The 17,111-nt window shown below is 62.3% G+C and carries 12 protein-coding genes; 9 read left to right on the plus strand and 3 right to left on the minus strand.

The features are described 5' to 3' along the window. The first annotated feature begins 158 nt into the window (after nucleotides 1–158). On the plus strand, nucleotides 159–881 hold the full coding sequence (locus AC1D13_RS22820; RefSeq protein WP_457282137.1) for a hypothetical protein: 723 nt from the start codon (nucleotides 159–161) through the stop codon (nucleotides 879–881). A gap of 483 nt (nucleotides 882–1,364) precedes the next feature. On the opposite strand, the gene AC1D13_RS22825 is transcribed toward AC1D13_RS22820, so the two are convergent. Then, nucleotides 1,365–3,743: an ATP-dependent DNA helicase gene (locus AC1D13_RS22825; RefSeq protein ID WP_457282136.1), complete on the minus strand. Its 2,379-nt coding sequence runs from the start codon at nucleotides 3,741–3,743 to the stop codon at nucleotides 1,365–1,367. A gap of 250 nt (nucleotides 3,744–3,993) precedes the next feature. Between AC1D13_RS22825 and AC1D13_RS22830 the strand changes: the two genes are divergently transcribed. After that, nucleotides 3,994–4,932: a DedA family protein/thiosulfate sulfurtransferase GlpE gene (locus tag AC1D13_RS22830; RefSeq protein WP_457282135.1), complete on the plus strand. Its 939-nt coding sequence runs from the start codon at nucleotides 3,994–3,996 to the stop codon at nucleotides 4,930–4,932. Nucleotides 4,933–5,298: 366 nt separating this feature from the next. Beyond that, a complete protein-coding gene (locus AC1D13_RS22835) occupies nucleotides 5,299–10,854 on the plus strand; it encodes a PAS domain S-box protein (protein ID WP_477690335.1) in 5,556 nt (1,851 codons plus the stop codon). A 109-nt stretch (nucleotides 10,855–10,963) separates the two neighbouring features. On the opposite strand, the gene AC1D13_RS22840 is transcribed toward AC1D13_RS22835, so the two are convergent. Then, nucleotides 10,964–11,413: a VOC family protein gene (locus tag AC1D13_RS22840; protein WP_457282133.1), complete on the minus strand. Its 450-nt coding sequence runs from the start codon at nucleotides 11,411–11,413 to the stop codon at nucleotides 10,964–10,966. Between the two features lie 287 nt (nucleotides 11,414–11,700). On the opposite strand from AC1D13_RS22840, the gene AC1D13_RS22845 reads away from it, so the two are divergent. Further along, complete coding sequence (locus AC1D13_RS22845) at nucleotides 11,701–12,702, plus strand: transporter (RefSeq protein WP_457282132.1); 1,002 nt, start codon at nucleotides 11,701–11,703, stop codon at nucleotides 12,700–12,702. 50 nt (nucleotides 12,703–12,752) lie between these two features. Here AC1D13_RS22845 and AC1D13_RS22850 read toward each other — a convergent pair whose 3' ends face one another. After that, nucleotides 12,753–13,154, minus strand: coding sequence for an EF-hand domain-containing protein (locus AC1D13_RS22850; RefSeq protein ID WP_477690336.1), 402 nt, complete (start codon nucleotides 13,152–13,154; stop codon nucleotides 12,753–12,755). A gap of 265 nt (nucleotides 13,155–13,419) precedes the next feature. Here AC1D13_RS22850 and AC1D13_RS22855 point away from each other — a divergent pair, with 265 nt between their 5' ends. Genes AC1D13_RS22855 through AC1D13_RS22875 form a run of 5 tightly spaced genes read left to right on the plus strand, consistent with a single transcriptional unit; the run spans nucleotide 13,420 to nucleotide 17,086 of the window. Next, entirely contained in the window at nucleotides 13,420–13,890 is a 471-nt protein-coding gene (locus AC1D13_RS22855) for an ArsR/SmtB family transcription factor (RefSeq protein WP_457282130.1), read from the plus strand. Continuing rightward, nucleotides 13,773–14,246, plus strand: coding sequence for an SRPBCC family protein (locus AC1D13_RS22860; protein WP_477690337.1), 474 nt, complete (start codon nucleotides 13,773–13,775; stop codon nucleotides 14,244–14,246). The genes AC1D13_RS22855 and AC1D13_RS22860 overlap by 118 nt, the downstream gene beginning before the upstream one ends. A gap of 54 nt (nucleotides 14,247–14,300) precedes the next feature. Then, a complete protein-coding gene (locus tag AC1D13_RS22865; protein WP_477690338.1) occupies nucleotides 14,301–14,678 on the plus strand; it encodes a VOC family protein in 378 nt (125 codons plus the stop codon). Nucleotides 14,679–14,735: 57 nt separating this feature from the next. Continuing rightward, on the plus strand, nucleotides 14,736–15,569 hold the full coding sequence (locus AC1D13_RS22870; protein WP_477690339.1) for a DUF899 domain-containing protein: 834 nt from the start codon (nucleotides 14,736–14,738) through the stop codon (nucleotides 15,567–15,569). Next, a complete protein-coding gene (locus AC1D13_RS22875; RefSeq protein ID WP_477690362.1) occupies nucleotides 15,566–17,086 on the plus strand; it encodes an MFS transporter in 1,521 nt (506 codons plus the stop codon). The genes AC1D13_RS22870 and AC1D13_RS22875 overlap by 4 nt, the downstream gene beginning before the upstream one ends. The last annotated feature ends 25 nt before the right edge of the window (nucleotides 17,087–17,111 follow it).

Genomic DNA, 17,111 nt, shown 5'->3' on the forward strand with positions numbered 1-17,111 from the left:
GCATAGCAAAAATCCAGAGGATTTCAGGGTTTTTCCGTTGTGAACATTTGCTTGCATCGCTAACATGGTGCAACCACAGCCGGGCTCCTACCCCAAAGGTTCGAGGCCGGCTTTTTCATGTGCTCCGCACATGGCAATGAATTCAACCCAGGATCAGGATGTTGTTCAAAGGAAAGGCACTGCGCGCAAAAACCGTCTGCACGGCGGCCCTTGCCTTTCTCGCTGCGATCCCTCTGTGGGCATCTGCCATTCCCGTAGATCCGCCCTTGGTACGCGGCCCGGAACCCGTGATGGCGGTGCCGGGCGCCGGCAGTTCCGCCGACATGACACTGGTCGCGGCATCGGCCGATGCACGCTACGCCCTGCGCTGGATCATGAACGCGCGCGATAACCAGGGCCTGCCATTTGTGGTGGTCGATAAAAAGGGTGGGCGCATTTTTGTGTTTGACGCCACGGGGCAATTGCGCGGTGCATCGCCGGCATTGACCGGCCTGACAGCCGGCGACCACACGGTGCCGGGCATGGAGCAGCGCAACGTTGCCAGCCTGCGCGCAGACGAACGCACCACGCCGGCAGGCCGGTTTGTTTCCGAACCCGGCCACAACCTTCACGGCGAGGCTATTGTGTGGATCGACTACACGGCCAAGCTGGCAATCCACCGTCTTCGCCCTGCGGCTCCGGCAGAACGCCGCGCCGAGCGGCTGGCTTCTGAAACACCTGACGACAACCGCATTTCGCTGGGATGTGTCGTAGTGCCCGTCAATTTCTACGAAACCGTCGTGAATCCCGTGCTGGGAAAAAGCCATGGCGTGGTGTATGTCCTGCCTGAAACCCAGCCCGTGCAGCGCATGCTGGGCGCGCTGCAATTCAGCCAGCGCTAAATCCTTATAAACAGCTTCGCTGACGCCTCTGCGCGCGTGGATGCTGCTGGCACCTGGCCTGTGAGTTGTGGCAACTGCCAAAATGGCGGACCGTATTCCTTGCTGATGGAGGTGGTAGGGTTGCTATCATTTTCGGAGCTTCTTGCGCCCGTCCCGATTGACCTGCAGGCCGATTTTCCTTGAGTTCCGGGTGTTTCCCTGCTGGACTTCAGGCGGCCGAGCCGCACAACTACACGCGCGTCAGCGATTCCTTACTTGCAGCAAGCCTTCAGGCTGGCATGGCCGCCCCCGGACGCAATCTACATTGAAGTTGTCTTCAATTTGACAACTTTCAGGAGAATCAAATGCCTCTCATTGCCTGGTTACTGGGTGTCCCCCTTAGTGTGGTTCTTATCCTCATGCTGCTGGGCGTGTTTTAGGCCCCGCATGGTGAGCGGCCTTCATGGCCGTGCAGGCAAAAGCCCGCGGACGCGGGCTTTTGCTTTAGTGATTCAGTGGGTGGGGCTCCGACAACGCCGCGGCCGGTTCCCGCCGCCTGGCGCGTAGCCGCGCCACCTTCCACCAGCCCGGCAGCAGGCTTTGTACTTCGGGCCGGGTGAAGCGGTCGTCCATGAGATAGACCACGCCGCGGTCCGAGGTGGTGCGTATGACCCGTCCGGCCGCCTGCACGACTTTCTGCAGGCCGGGATAGAGATAGGTGTAGTCGTAGCTCTGGGCCGCGCCGAAGTTGATGCCCATGCGTTCGCGGATCTGCTCGTTCACTGCATTGACCTGCGGCAAACCCAGTGTGGCGATGAACGCGCCTATCAGCCGGTCGCCCGGCAGGTCTATGCCTTCGGCGAACGAGCCGCCCAGCACCGCAAAGCCGATGCCTTGCGAGGCTGGCGTGAAGCGTGCCAAAAAGGCGTCGCGCGCGGCTTCTTCCATGCCGCGCGTCTGTTCCCACACGGGAATATGCGGGTAGCGCCGCCGGAACAGCGTGACCAGCTTTTGCAGGTAGTCATAGCTGCTAAGGAACGTCAGGTAATTGCCGGGCCGGCCCTCATACTGCCGAGCCATCAGGTCGACGATGGGCGAAAGCGAATCGTCACGGTGTTGAAAGCGTGTGGAGACGTCGCTTACCACCGAGACCTGCAATTGCTCGGCCAGGAAGGGCGACTCCACCTCTGTCCAGACCGTGCCGGCCGGCAGGCCCAGCGTGTCGGCGTAGTAGTTTTGCGGGCTCAGCGTGGCGGAGAAGAGTGCCGTCGACTGCGCGGCGGCAAAACGCGGCGCCAGGAAGGGCGCAGGCACCACGTTGCGGATGTTGAGCACCGCGAGCTGCTGGCCGAGTACCTGGCCCAGCGCGTCGCGGCCGGCTTCCTGCTGCAGCGTCACGTCAAACAGCGAGTGTTCGCCAAAGTCTTCAGCCATACGCGAAAAGTGCAGTGCCTCGAAATAAAAATCCTGCAGTTCGCCGTCCATGCGGGTCGGGTTGGCCAGCAGGAAGTCGGTGATCTGGGTCAGCGCCTGCGCCAGGGTTTTCAGAAAAGGTACGGGTAGCTCGGGATGGACCTGGTAGGCCTCGCCCCGCGCCTGCTGCGCCTCCTGCAATTCCAGCAGGCTGCGGTTGAGCCGCTCCAGTGCGCCGCGAACGGCGCGGGGCGCGGTAGCGTGCACCTGTTGCAGCTGCGCCTGACTCAGCGTGGCTGAGTACATCTTGCGCGCGCGCTCCACCAGGTTGTGCGCTTCGTCCACCAGCACGCCTACGCGCCACTGGTTGCCCACGGCCTGGCCGTGCAGCAGCGCGCTGGTGTCGAAGTAATAGTTGTAGTCGCCCACCACCACGTCTGCCCAGGTGACCAGTTCCTGGCTCAGGTAGTAAGGGCACACATGATGGGCCAGCGCCAGTTCACGCAGTGCTGCTTTATCGAGCGGGCCTTGTGCGGCGGCATGCTGCACCGCAGCGCTGCGCGCCTGGGGTAGCCGGTCGTAAAAGCCCTTGGCCAGCGGACAGGCGTCGCCGTGGCAGGCCTTGTCCGGGTGTTCACACGCCTTGTCACGCGCCACCAGCTCCAGCACGCGTAGCGGCAGGGCCGCCGTGCTGCCTTTGATGCGGTCCAGCGCATCGAGCGCCAGCCTGCGGCCCGGCGTTTTGGCCGCCAGGAAAAACAGCTTGTCGAGTTGCTTTTTCGGCACAGCCTTGAGCAGCGGAAACACCGTGCCAATGGTTTTGCCGATGCCCGTGGGCGCCTGTGCCATCAGGCAGGTGCCGGCCTGGGCTGTCTTGTAAACCGCTTCGGCCAGTTCACGCTGACCCGGCCTGAATGCAGGGTGCGGAAATGCCAGCGTGGCCAGCGCAGCATCACGCGCCTGGCGGTGTGCCAGTTCCTGGTTGGCCCAGGCCAGAAAGCGCTCGCACTGCGTTTCAAAGTATTCCTTGAGCGACGCGGCGGAAAAATGTTCGGTCAGCGGTGTTTCCTGCGTGCTGGCCACGTCAAGGTACACCAGTGTCAGGTTGACGTCCTGCAGCTTTTTGGCTTCGCAAAGCAGCCAGCCGTAAATCTTCAGCTGTGCCCAGTGCAGGTGCCGGCGGTTGTCGGCCATGGCGTGCAGGTCGCCCCGGAAAGTCTTGACCTCTTCAAGCTGGTTGCGTTCAGGGTCGTAGCCATCGGCACGGCCGCGCACCTTCAGGGTCTTGTACTCGCCCTCCAGGCTGACTTCGGCCTGATAGGACTCTGAAGACTCTGCACGGCGCGACGCCACCATGGCGTGCCCGGCCATGCCTTCCTGTGCGGAAGGTGATGGCGTAAAGCGCAGGTCCAGGTCGCCATGCTTGGCGGTGAACTCGCACAGGGCCCGGACAGCCACAAGGTATTTCAATCGGTAGTCGCTCTCTGAGTCACATGAACAGGGGAAGGGTTCATGGTAGCGCAGGCGCCGGGCGCCGCCTCCCAAAATCAGCCCAAATAACCCGAATTGCCCGAATTGTTCTCCCCATGGAAAAAGAACATTCACCGGGCCACCATTTACTGCTGCGCTGTAGCCGTCTACATTGCATCAATGGGCAACAAAAGCGGAGCTGAACGGCTTTGCAGCCCGCAACGACCCCCGCAGAAAGTAACGCGACTCCATGGAACAGATCATTGTGTGGCTCGAGCACTACGGGCTCGCCGCCGTTTTCCTGAATGTCGGGCTGGAACAGCTCGGCTTGCCGATTCCGGCCTATCCGGTGCTGATCCTCACCGGCGCGTTGAGCTTTAACGGCCAATACTCCGCAGCAGGCCTTATCTTCACCGCCGTGCTGGCTTGCCTGGCCGCGGACAGCGTCTGGTACTGGGCCGGCCACCGCTACGGCAGCCGTGTGCTGAAAACGCTGTGCCGCATTTCGCTGTCGCCCGACTCCTGCGTGCGGCAAACCGAATCCATCTTCACGCGCTGGGGTGTCAAGTCGCTCATCCTGGCAAAGTTCATTCCCGGGTTTGCTTCGCTCGCCACAGCGCTGGCCGGACGCACCGGCATTCCCTTCGGCCGCTTTCTGGTTTTTGATGCGCTGGGCGCAACGCTTTACGCCGGTGCCGGTGTGGGGATCGGCATGATTTTTCATGACGCGGTGGCCGACGTGCTGGCCATTTTCGAGCAGATGGGACGCATCGGGCTGATGGTGCTGCTGGCTGCGTTTGCGCTCTTCCTGGCGCACAAATGGTGGCAGCGGCAGCGCTTTTACCGGCAGCTGCGCATGGCCCGCATTTCACCGCAGGAGCTGCTGCAGCTCACACAGCAGAACAAGCCTGCCGTCATCCTGGACGTGCGCACGGAACTGGCGCGCGCCGGCGGCGGCATCATTCCCGGCGCGCTGGTCTGGTCGGACCTGGACCGAACCCGGGCATCGCTTGACATCCCGCACGATGTCGCCGTGGTCGTTTATTGCGCTTGTCCCAACGATGCTTCTGCAGCCCTGGTGGCCAAGCGCCTGATGGCGGCCGGGTTCAGCAATGTCAGGCCGTTGCACGGCGGGATTGATGCCTGGCAGGCGGCCGGGCTGGCGCTGGAATACCCCCAGACTGCCTGAGTGGAGTGGTGGTAATAATTGCCAAATACCGAACCGGCAATTCATGTAATTCCGAGGACCTATTAACTGCCGTCATAGGAGGTCTTAAGTATGCAAAAACCAGGCCAATCTAATCGAAGGCACGGCCAAAAGAAATCAGGGTGTTGTCCTATAGTGCAATTAAATGCAGCATTACACACTTGCAGGGCGGCAGCTACGGAAAGCGGGTCTTGATGGAGCCGCGCACCTTTGCAAAGAAAGTCACCACCGGCGGATGAACCCCAGTTTGCCAAGCGCATTCACCGCAGTCCACCGTGAGCCTGGCCTGATGGGGGCGCCCGTGCCCCTGCCGCGTCGGCCCGGCACGGTTACAGGTCAGGTGCCGCGATGAAACGCGACGAGACGGCAGAGCAGTCCCAGCAGCGCATACAGGCCGAAGCGCTTGCGCTGGCGGCCGCCAATGATGCGCTGAAGCTTGAAATCGTGGAACAGCAGCGCCTGGTCCAGGCGCTGAAGGACGACATCAGCGGGCTGCGCAGCCTGGCCACCATCTCGGCGGACTGGTACTGGGAGCAGGACGCGGAGTATCGTTTTACCGACTTCACTGCCGAGTACAGCAACAAGTCACAAGATGAGGATCTCGACAGTTCCGTCGGCAAATGCCGCTGGGAACTGCCTGGCGCCCTGCCGGTCACCATGTCATGGGAAGACCACCGCGCCGTGCTGGCTGCACGCAAGCCCTTCCGCGATTTCGAATACATCCGCGTTCTGGACGACGGCGTCGCGCATTATTTTTCCATCAGCGGTGTGCCGGTGTTCAACAAACATCAGGAGTTCGTGGGGTACCGGGGCATCACACGCGATGTCACGGCGAGCAGGCGTGCTGAAGAAAAAGAACGCAAGGTCGCCCGCCTGCTCGATGACATCGTTGAGAACCTCCCGGTCGCTCTTCACCTGAAATCCGCCACGGACCACCGCTTCCTGGCCTGGAACCGGGCCGCAGAAGAGCTGTACGGTGTCACCAGCGCAGAAGCGCTGGGCCGCACGGTTCATGATCTCTGGCCAAAGGCCCATGCTCACAATATGTACGCGGCGGATCTGAGCCTGATTGCTTCAGGCGAGAAGCAGGAGTTCCCTGACCGGCTTACCTACACAAGACACAGGGGCGCTATTCATGTCCACATGCGCAAGGTCCCGCTGAAGGATTCCAGCGGTGCGGTGACGCATGTCCTGGTCATCGCTGAAGACATCACCCAGCAGCTGGCCGACGAAGCGCGCCTGCGCAGCAGCGAGCGCCAATTCCGCAGCCTGACCAGCCTTTCGTCCGACTGGTATTGGGAGACGGATGAAAAATTCCGGTTCACCAAGTTGTCCGGTGGCAACACGGACGAAGCGAAGCGCGCGATCAATGAGCATCTTGGCAAGACACGCTGGGAGATCGACCACAGCCCGGTCAACAAGGAGCTCTGGGCCAACCACCGGGCCCTGCTGGAACGCCACGAAGTCTTCCGCAACTTTGAATACGAACGCGAAGAAAAAGACGGCAGGCGTGTGACCTTGTGTATCAGCGGGGAGCCCATGGTGGATGCCAACGGCCGCTTCACCGGCTATCACGGCGTGGGCACCGACATCACCGCGCGGCTTGAGGCCGAGGCCAAACTGCGTCGCAGCGAAGAGCGCTTTCGCAGCCTCACCGGTCTTTCGTCCGACTGGTACTGGGAACAGGATACAAATTTCCGCAACGTCTTTGTCTCCAATGATCCGCAACGCTTCTCCCTGGGAACCCAGGTCATTGGAGAGGGGCAATGCCGATGGGACCTCCCCAATGCTGCGCCGCTTGTCGGTACATGGGACGAGCACAAGGCGGTGTTACAGGCGCATTTGCCGTTCCGCAATTTTGAATACCGGCTGACCAAGGAAGATGGCAGCGTCGTTTACCGCAGCGTCAGCGGGGAACCGGTGTTTGGCGACGAAGGAACCTTTGCGGGTTATCGGGGTGTGGGCGCCGACATCACGTCGCGCAAGGAAGTGGAGATGGCGCTGCGGGTCGGCGAGGCCCGCTTCCGGGCGGTTGTGGGTGCGCTGGCCGAAGGTGTGATCCTGCGGGACGCCCAAGGGCATATCGTTGATTGCAATGCCAGTGCAGAGCGCATCCTCGGCCTGGCCCTGGCCCAGCTCAAAGGCCAGACTTCGGTCGAGCCGGAATGGCAAAGATTCCGCGAAGACGGCACGCCAATGCCCAGGGAAGAGTGGCCCAGTGTTGTCGCCGTGCGTACCGGCCAGCCACAACTGAACCGTGTGGTGTGCCATCGCAGGCCCGACGGCAGCGAGTTCTGGGCACTGATCAACGTGCAGCCCCTGGTGGACGGGAACGGCGCTCCGTCGGGGTATGTCAGCACCATTACCGACATCAGCAAACGCCGGCAGGCGGAGCAGGAAATCGTCCGGCTCAACGTCAACCTGGAAAAGCGCGTGCTGCGCAGGACCGCCCAGCTGGAAGTCGCCACCCGGGAGATCGAGGCCTTCTCATACTCCGTGGCGCACGACTTGCGGACACCGTTGAGCACCATCGACGGATTTTGTGCGCTGCTTGAAAAAGCGGTTCCACCTGAGTCGGGGGAGCGCGCGCATCACTTCATGGGCCGCATACGCAGCAGTGTGCGCCGCATGGGTGAGCTGACCGACGGTTTGCTGTCCCTGGCCCAGTTGTCGCGGACCAGCCTGAACTGGGAGTCTGTCGATATCAGCACCGAGGCGGCCAAGATCATCAAGCAATGGACGGAAAACGATCCAGACCGGCGGGTGCGGATCACCGTCGAGCCCAACCTGTGGGGCCGGGCGGACGTTGCCTTGCTGCGTCAGGTGCTGGAGAACCTGATCGCCAATGCCTGGAAGTTCACCTCGAAAAAACCGCACACCGAAATCCTGGTCGGAAAAGAAGCCGGGCCTGAGGACCAGGTGGTGTACTTTGTGCGGGACAACGGCGCCGGCTTCGACATGGCGTATGCCGACAAGCTCTTCGGCACTTTTGAGCGGCTGCATTCACCGGAAGAGTTTGCCGGCAGCGGCATCGGGCTGGCCACGGTCAAACGCATCATTACCCGTCACGGCGGAAAAATCTGGGCCAAGTCGGCGGTGGGTGAGGGCAGTACCTTTTATTTCACGCTCGGAGGCGAGCAGGCCGGGGCCATGCCAGCTGAAGGGGACGTGTTTGACGATTCAGGCGTCGCGCTGACGGATGGCGGCGCAAGCGCGTTCGAGGACGCCGGAGAAGTAAATCCCAAGGGGGCCGGCCCCATCAGCACGGACAACGATGTCTTCACGGTCAGTGACCAGCAATTCAGCAATGCATTTGAACATGCGGCCATCGGGATGACGCTGATCGGCATCGACTCGCGCCGGCTGAAGGTCAATACCGCTTTTTGCCAGATGCTGGGGTATTCAGAAGCGGAAATGCTGTCGCGCACCATCCATGACCTGACCCATCCCGACGACATTGCCTGGGACCTGGAGCAGCGCCGCAGGGCATTGGCCGGTGAAATCGAATCGTTCCACGTCGAAAAGCGCTACATCCACAAGTCCGGCCGCACTGTCTGGGGCTACATGAGCTGCTCCCTCGTGCGCGATGCGGACAGAAAGCCGCTTCAATTCATCGCGCAAATCCAGGACATCACCGAGCGCAAGCAGACCGAGCAGGTTCTGCGTGAAAGCGAGGAGCGCTTTCGCGCGCTCACCTCGCTGGCCTCCGACTGGTTCTGGGAGCAGGACGAAAACTTCCGCTTCGTCGAGGTTCCCGGCGAAGCCCCAAGCACCTCGGGCATCCCGAAAGCGGCCCATGGCAAGACTGCCTGGGAGCTCGACTACATCAACATCGAAGCCGGTGCGTTGGCCGAGTACAAGGCCACGATAGCCCGGCACGAGGTTTTCCGCGACCTTGAAAGTACCCGGCGCGACTCCAAGGGTCGGCTGCACTACTTCAGCATCAGCGGCGTGCCCAAATTCGACGCCAACGGAAAATTCACCGGCTACCGCGGCACGGGGCGCGAAACCACCGAAATCCGTCGTGTCACCGAGGCCCTGCGCACCAGCGAAGCGCAGCTGCGCGAAATCACCGACACCGTGCCGGCCTGGATTACTTACGCTGACGCCGACCAGCGCCTGTGCTTTCATAACCGGGCCTACGAGGAAGTCTTCGGCATGACGCAAGCGCAGCTCGAAGGCAAGACCATCCGGGACATCGTGGGCGATGAGATGTACGCCCTGATCAAGCCCCGGGTGGAAGAGGTGCTGCAGGGCTACCCGGTGGTCTACGAGCGATCGCAAAAAACCGCCCGCGGTGGCATGCGCGACTACGTGGTCAATTATTTCCCGCGCTACGGCGACGGCGACGACGAAGGCAAGGTGATCGGCTTCTACACGCTGGCCAACGACGTTACCGAACTCAAGCGCATTGACCGCATGAAGAGTGAGTTTGTGTCGACCGTCAGCCATGAGCTGCGCACGCCGCTTACCTCGATCCGGGGCTCGCTGGGCCTGATCTCCGGTGGTGTTGCCGGCCAGCTGCCCGACGCCGTCAAGACGCTGGTGGGCATCGCGAAGACCAACTGTGAGCGCCTGATCCGGCTGATCAATGACATCCTGGACATCGAGAAGATCGAGTCCGGCAAGATGACCCTGGATTTCCAGGCCATCGAACTCAGGCCTTTGCTGGAGCAGGCGCTGGCCGCCAACGAAGGCTACGGCGCGGCGAAGAATGTGCATCTGCAGCTCGAATTTCCCGATGAAGACCTGCAGGTCAGGGTCGACAGCGACCGGCTGACGCAGGTGGTGACCAACCTGCTGTCCAACGCGATGAAGTTCTCCCCCGAAGGCGGCACGGTGGACATTCACGTGGCACGCAGCGAGACGGGCATACGCGTCGAGGTACGGGATCACGGGCCCGGTATTCCGGAGGAATTCCGCAACCGTATCTTCCAGAAATTCTCCCAGGCCGACTCCTCCGATACACGGCAAAAGGGCGGCACGGGTCTGGGCCTCAATATTTCACGGGCCATCATCGAGCGCCTGGGCGGCAGCATCGGTTTTAATACCGACGCCGGCGTCGGCACCACCTTCTTCTTTGAACTGCCCGAATGGGTGGATTCGCCGGAGCGTACTTCCGGTTTCTCGGCACTGGTCGAACAGCGGCCGCGTGTCCTGATTTGCGAGGACGACCCGGACATCTCCCGCCTGATCAGCATGATGCTCGACAAGGGCGGTTTTGACACCGAAATGGTGTACACGGCCAAGCAGGCCGTCGCGGAGCTGGCAAAAAGGCGGTATGCCGCCGTCACGATAGACCTGAAGCTGCCCGACCAGGACGGCATTGCGCTGATCAGGGCGCTGCGCGCCCAGCTGCATACACGCGACGTGCCGATCGTGGTGGTGTCGGCCTCGGCGGCCGAGGGGCGGATCCAGTTCAACGAGCAGTCCCTGACCGTATCGGACTGGCTGGAAAAACCCATCGACGAGAACATGCTCGTGCTGGGCGTGCGGCGCGCCATTGCCGGTTCGGTCGAAGCCCGCGCCGTCATCCTGCATGTTGAAGACGATCCGGACATCCAGCGCATCGCAGCGACCATTGCCCAGGGGTTTGCGACCTTCGTCTTTGCCGACACGGTGCAGGAAGCACGCGACAGGCTGAAGGAACAGCGCTTCGACCTGATCCTGCTGGACCTCAGCCTGCCGGGCGGCTCCGGCTGGGATTTGCTCAAGGACGTCGAGGCCATGGACGGTCCGCCGCCGGTGGTGATTTTCTCGGCGCTGGAGGTGGACAGGCTTCAGGCCACACGGGCAGCCGCCGTGCTGGTCAAGGCCAAAACCTCCAACACCGAGCTCCTCGAAACCTTGCGGCGCGTGCTCGGGCAAAGCAATTCTGCGGGATCGCCGACGGACGAAGCCTGAACCTGTACCGGGTCCGCGGCAGGCTACGGGGTTTCTAGCGCGCTAGTGAATAAATCCGGGCTGTAGCCTTTACTGGCGGGCGCGAGCAGCTATATTTTTCATAGCAAATTCACGCAGAAGGCGTGGTCATCAACGCGGTATAGCGGCGCTGCATTTCTTCTGGCGACACGGTTTCAATGCTGTGCCCCACACTCCAGCGGTAGCCTGCCGGATCGCGAAAGCTGCCCGAGCGCTCACCATAAAACTGGTCTTGCGCCGCCATTTCCAGCGTGGCGCCGGCTTTCAGCGCACGCGCAATCACCTCATCGCAGTTGTCCACATGCAGATGCAGCGTGACGGTGGCCGGCGCGCCGGCATCCGGCGCCCGGGTGCCGTACTCCGGGAATTCTTCCGACACCATCAGCGTGGCGCCGTCAAAGTCCAGTTCGGCATGGCCGATGCGGCCATCGGGTTCTGTGAGCCGGAATTTTTCCGTGGCACCAAAAACCGAGATGTAAAACGCCATGGCCTTTGCAGCATTTTTGACATGAAGGTAGGCAAACAATTCGTGGGTGGCCATATCGTCTCCGTCGGTGATGTGAAGGAACCAGGCGAGGCCTGAGGTGCTGCCAGCCTGTCCTGAAATTATGAGGCGCATTGGAGCTCAGTGACAACCCGGCGTGCTGCGGGCATGCACCGCCCGGCCAGGCGCCTGAAGAACGCGGTCACGCCGCTGTCACCGAACCGTCATGCAAAGGCAACACACTGTATGACCGCCACTGCCCGGGGCAGGTCGCCGGATACCGGCTGCCGGTGCCTGTCGTGTCCGATTCACCCCATTTCTCGACTACTTCACGCCACTTCTGAATGGACATCACTTACGGCGCCGACAGAACCGGCCTGCTCTGCGGTTACAGGTTTGAAAACGGCGCGCCCGGCATCCCGGTAGATCTCCTGGAGGCGGCCGCCTGGCTGCAGGACGAAAGCCCCAAGGGAAAATCAGATTTCGTCTGGCTGCACTTCAACCTGAGTGACGCCGCGGCGGAGGCGAGCATCCGCAAGCATCTGCACGCGGTACCCGAGTTTTTCGAGGCTCTGCATGCGGGTTCAAGATCCACCCGCATAGAAGATGCGCACGACACACTGATTGCTGTCGTCAACGACGTGGCGTATGAATTCGCGTTTGACCCGGCTGAGATGTCCAGCCTGTGGCTGAACGTGGCGCCCCATATGGCGCTGAGCGCGCGCTCCCATCCCCTGCGTTCCATCGACCGCATGCGTGACGCCATCAAGAACGGCAAGCCGCTGGCGTCATCGGTGTCATTTCTGAACCAGCTGCTGCGCGAGCAGGGCGATGTGCTGGTGCGCATCGTGCGTGACGCCACTGTCCAGGTGGATGTGGTGGAAGACAAATTCCTGATCGGCCGGCTGCACAACCGCCGGGCTGACCTGGGCAAGCTGCGGCGGGTGCTGGTGCGGCTGCAAAGGCTGCTCGCGCCGGAGCCCGGTGCGCTTTTCCGCCTGCTGCGGCTGCCGCCGCCATGGGTCAGCGAGCACGACCTCGAGGAGCTTCGGCAGGCCACGGAAGAATTCTCATTGACCATCCGGGACATGTCCGAGCTGAAGGAGCGCATCAAGCTCCTGCAAGAGGAAATTGCCGCGCAGGTCAGCGAGGAGACCAACCGCAGCGTCTTCATCCTGACGATGGTCACGGTACTGGCGCTGCCCATCAACATTGTTGCCGGCCTGCTGGGGATGAATGTGGGCGGCATCCCCCTGGCCGAGCATCCCCACGGCTTCATGGTGATCGTGGGGATCATTGGCGTTTTCACCGCCTTCGCGGCCTGGTATGTTTACCGGAAAAAATAGCTTTCACAAGCCATTTCCCGCATCACCATTTGCGCAAGCCGGCGCGTCGTTTACTGGGGTTTCGGCCCGTTCATGGCACGTTCAAATTCTTCGCGCGACAGCATGTTGTCCTTGTTGGTGTCGGCTTCGTCAAAGTGTTTGGAGACACCGCGAAAGTTGGACGCCTCATCGCGGCTGACTTTGCCGTTGTTGTCCTTGTCCATGAAACTGAACGCGCGCTCAAGGTCTCTGGCCGCGTATTTGGGAGTGGGGGAAGCCGCGGCAGCGGAGGGTTGCGATGCACCGGCCGCAGGCGCCGACGCAGCGGCGGCCGGGTCTGTAGCCTGCGCATGCCCACGTGGGGTGTACAGCATGGCTGCTGCGGCCAGGGCCAGCGCCACTGCACCCACGTAGCGGACTGCCACACGGCGGCCGGGCGTAGGGAAGGTTTGTTGCGGGCTGGGCAAAATCATCGGGGTCGTGAACGGGGTCGTGAAAGGTGAATGAGGTGAATGGTTCATACCCTGATTGGATGTCAATTCACGTTTCAGTGCCAGCCAACTTGCAGGGTGTTTCGCCGCTTTACAGGGTAGGTGCAAGCCGACACATTTATTTGCACGCTCAAAAAAAAAGCGCTTCACTCCGGCGGCCTGTCCACAAATCGTGCGTACATAAAGAAACAGATTTCCCGGGCCAACCGGGTTGACAAGCCCCATTACTTATCAAATACTAAGCTAAATGGTTAAGTATAAAAATGATGCGCAAGAAGAGACCCTGAGCGCCGTATTTGCCGCACTGGCAGACCCGACGCGGCGCAAGGTGTTGCAGGCCCTGGAACAGGGCAACCTGTCCGTCGGCGAGCTGGCCCAGCCGCACGGCATGTCCCTGCCCGGTTTCATGAAGCACCTGCGGGTGCTGGAAGACGCCGGCCTGGTCAGCCGCGCCAAGGATGGCCGCGTCGTCAACCTGGCGATTTCACCCGAGCCCATGCAGGAGGCCGCCATGTGGCTATCCCGTTACGAGAAATTCTGGTCCGAGCGCCTTGACGCGCTGGGCCGCTACCTTTACCAGCAAGAGGAGTTGAACCCGCCATGGAAAGAAGCACAGCGCAAGGCAAACCGTCCGCCGGCCCGTCCGTCGACATCACCCGCCACTACCCCGTCGCTCCCGAAAAAGTCTGGCGCGCGTGGACCGACCCGCAAGCACTAGCGCAGTGGTTCGGCCCCGACCCGACCGGCGTGGTGACCATTGCCGACATGGATGTGCGTGTGGGCGGCCGCTACCACATCCAGTTCGGCGTGCCGGGCGGGGAAACACACGACGTGAGCGGCACTTACCTCGAAGTCGAACCACACCGCAAGCTGGTGTTTGACTGGGGCTGGAAGAGCACACCGGAACGCGTGTCGCGGGTCACGGTCTCGCTCAAACCTTCCGGGGCCGGCACCGAGCTGGTGTTCAAGCATGAGCGCTTCTACGACCTAGCCGCACGCGACAGCCACAACGAGGGCTGGGCCGGCGCTTTCCTCAAGCTCGACAAACTGTTTGTTTCATCGGCTGTGACCTGAAAGTCACCCCAAACCACCACCGCTGTTCAGCCCCAACCCCAGGAGAGACGCACCATGCTTGCCAACCGAAACGCCATGGCCACCATCGCCGTCAAGGACCTTGCGGCGGCGAAGAAATTTTATGGAGGCACACTCGGCCTCACCCCGCTTGAGACCGCCGAGGAGGGCGTGCTCACCTACCAGAGCGGCACCGCCACTTTGGTGGTGTATGTCTCCTCATTCGCCGGAACCAACAAGGCCACGTCCGCCACCTGGGGTGTGGGCGACGAGTTCGACAACATCCTGAAAGCGCTGAAGGCCAAAGGCGTTGTGTTTGAGCACTACGACATGCCCGGCATGACGCGGCAGGGCGATGCGCACATAGCGGGCGACTTCAAAGGCGCCTGGTTCAAGGACCCGGACGGCAACATCCTTCACATCCTGAACCAATAGGCCACCGTTCCAGCAACTCGACCCTTCACTGAACTGACCGTATCCAGGGAGCCCGCCGTGACTTCAACCCCCGCAAACGCTGCCAACGCCGTTTTCCACTCCGTGGTATCCAAAGACGAATGGCTTGCCGCCCGCCAGCTGTTGCTGGCCCGTGAAAAAGAACTCACCGCCCACCGGGATCTGGTGAGCGCCGAGCGGCGCCGCTTGCCCTGGCTCAAGGTCGACAAGCCCTATGTGTTCGACGGCCCCGCGGGCAAGGAAACCCTTGCTGGTTTGTTCGAGGGGCGCAGCCAGCTCGTGGTCTATCACTTCATGTTCGGTCCCGGCTGGAAGGAAGGCTGCCCCAGTTGCTCCTTCCTTTCGGACCACATCGACGGCGCCTTGCCGCACCTGGCAGAGCGCGACATCACGCTGGCTGTGGTGTCGCACGCGCCGCAACCCGACCTGGCTGCGTTCCGCCGGCGCATGGGCTGGCGCTTCAAGTGGGTGTCGTCCTTCGGCAATGACTTCAACCACGACTATCACGTCTCCTTCACGCCCGAAGAGCTGGCCAGCGGAAAGTTTGACTACAACTACCGCATGAACGATGTCGAGGGCGCCAGCATGCAGGAGCTGCACGGGATCAGTGTGTTTTACCAGGATGGCCAGGGCAACATCTTTCACACCTATTCCAGCTACGCCCGCGGGGCGGACATGCTGGTGGGCGCCTACAACTACATGGACCTCACCCCCAAAGGGCGCGATGAAGGCGGCTTGCCTTTCCCCATGGCCTGGGTGCGCCACCATGACAAATACGCTGAGGGACCGCACGGCGCTGGCAATGCGGGCCAGAGCGCCCCGGCCAGCCAGCCCGCGGCCGCGTGCTGTCACGCCGAGGCCGGCGCCGCATGACGGTGTCGCCCAAAGCCACGCGGCGCGACTGGATCGGGCTGGCCGTCATCGCGTTGCCGTGCCTCCTGTATTCGATGGATCTCACCGTGATGAACCTGGCGGTGCCGCACCTGAGCGCCGACCTCAAACCCACGGGCGCGCAACTGCTGTGGATGGTCGACATTTACGGCTTCATGATTGCCGGCTCGCTCATCACCATGGGCACGCTGGGCGACCGCATTGGCCGGCGCAGGCTGCTGCTCATGGGGGCTGCCGCGTTTGGCGCTGCGTCGATGCTGGCGGCGTTTTCCACCACGGCTGAAATGCTGATCGCTACGCGCGCACTGCTGGGCATTGCCGGGGCGACGCTGGCCCCTTCCACACTTTCGCTGATACGCAACATGTTCCTCGACGCCGGCGAGCGCACTGTGGCCATTGGCGTCTGGATCACCAGCTACTCGGTAGGCGGCGCGATTGGCCCGCTGATCGGCGGTGTGCTGCTTGAGCATTTCTGGTGGGGCTCAGTGTTCCTGGTCAGCGTGCCCGTGATGGTCTTGTTGCTGGTGTTGGGCCCGGTGCTGCTGCCGGAATACCGCGACCCCGACGCCGGCCGGCTGGACCTGCTGAGCGCGGCGCAGTCGCTTGCGGCCGTGCTGGCCGTCATCTACGGCCTCAAGCGCATTGCGGAGGGCGGCCTGGGCTGGCTGGCCGTCGGCTGCATCCTCGCGGGGCTGGTGATAGGCGCGGCCTTTCTGCGCAGGCAGTGCCGGCTGGCCAGCCCGCTGATTGACCTGGCCTTGTTTCGTGTGCCGGCATTCAGCGCGGCCCTGGCCATCAACACCTTCTGCTTTTTCGGCGCGTTTGGCGCTTTTCTTTTCATCGCGCAGTATTTGCAGCTGGTGATTGGCCTGTCGCCGCTGGAAGCCGGCCTGTGGTCCGTGCCGTCGGCCTTGGGTTTTGTGGTGGGCTCCATGCTGGCACCTGTTATTGCACGGCGCATCCGCGCCGGGCTGGCCGTCACGGGCGGGCTGGCGCTGGCGTTTCTGGGCTTTGGCGTGCTCACGCAGGTGAGTGGCGCCTCGGGCCTGGCCACGCTGGTCACCGGCAGCGTGATTTTTTCGCTGGGCCTGGCCCCGGTCGTGACCTTGGGTACCGACCTCATCGTCGGCTCCGCACCGCCCGAGCGCGCCGGTGCGGCTGCGGCGATTTCAGAAACCAGCTCGGAGTTTGGCGGCGCACTCGGCATTGCTGTGTTGGGCAGCGTGGTGACGGGGGTCTACCGCCATGCAATGGAGGGCACCGTGCTCAGCGGTGTGCCGGCCGTAGCCGCAGAGGCCGCCCGCAGCACACTGGGCGGCGCGGTGGCAGTGGCGGCTGAATTGCCCGGCGCCAGCGGTGCGGCCTTGCTCAGCACTTCACGCGATGCGTACGCCCAGGCCTTTCAGGTCACCGCCGGCATCAGCGCCGCACTGGTGCTGGGCACGGCCATCCTGACCGCTGTCATGCTGCGGCAGGCCCGCACCGGTTCAGCCGCTTGAACAGCCCCGGAGCCAGCCCGTGTTG

It is taken from the genome of Polaromonas sp. P1_E12 (assembly GCF_056405975.1).

What these genes read in the sequence shown, in the direction of transcription:
- AC1D13_RS22820 (WP_457282137.1), top strand. Translation starts at nt 159, where the DNA reads ATGTTGTTCAAAGGAAAGGCACTGCGCGCAAAAACCGTCTGCACGGCG.
- AC1D13_RS22830 (WP_457282135.1), top strand. Translation starts at nt 3,994, where the DNA reads ATGGAACAGATCATTGTGTGGCTCGAGCACTACGGGCTCGCCGCCGTT.
- AC1D13_RS22835 (WP_477690335.1), top strand. Translation starts at nt 5,299, where the DNA reads ATGAAACGCGACGAGACGGCAGAGCAGTCCCAGCAGCGCATACAGGCC.
- AC1D13_RS22840 (WP_457282133.1), bottom strand. Translation starts at nt 11,413, where the DNA reads ATGGCCACCCACGAATTGTTTGCCTACCTTCATGTCAAAAATGCTGCA.
- AC1D13_RS22845 (WP_457282132.1), top strand. Translation starts at nt 11,701, where the DNA reads ATGGACATCACTTACGGCGCCGACAGAACCGGCCTGCTCTGCGGTTAC.
- AC1D13_RS22850 (WP_477690336.1), bottom strand. Translation starts at nt 13,154, where the DNA reads ATGATTTTGCCCAGCCCGCAACAAACCTTCCCTACGCCCGGCCGCCGT.
- AC1D13_RS22855 (WP_457282130.1), top strand. Translation starts at nt 13,420, where the DNA reads ATGGTTAAGTATAAAAATGATGCGCAAGAAGAGACCCTGAGCGCCGTA.
- AC1D13_RS22860 (WP_477690337.1), top strand. Translation starts at nt 13,773, where the DNA reads ATGGAAAGAAGCACAGCGCAAGGCAAACCGTCCGCCGGCCCGTCCGTC.
- AC1D13_RS22865 (WP_477690338.1), top strand. Translation starts at nt 14,301, where the DNA reads ATGCTTGCCAACCGAAACGCCATGGCCACCATCGCCGTCAAGGACCTT.
- AC1D13_RS22875 (WP_477690362.1), top strand. Translation starts at nt 15,566, where the DNA reads ATGACGGTGTCGCCCAAAGCCACGCGGCGCGACTGGATCGGGCTGGCC.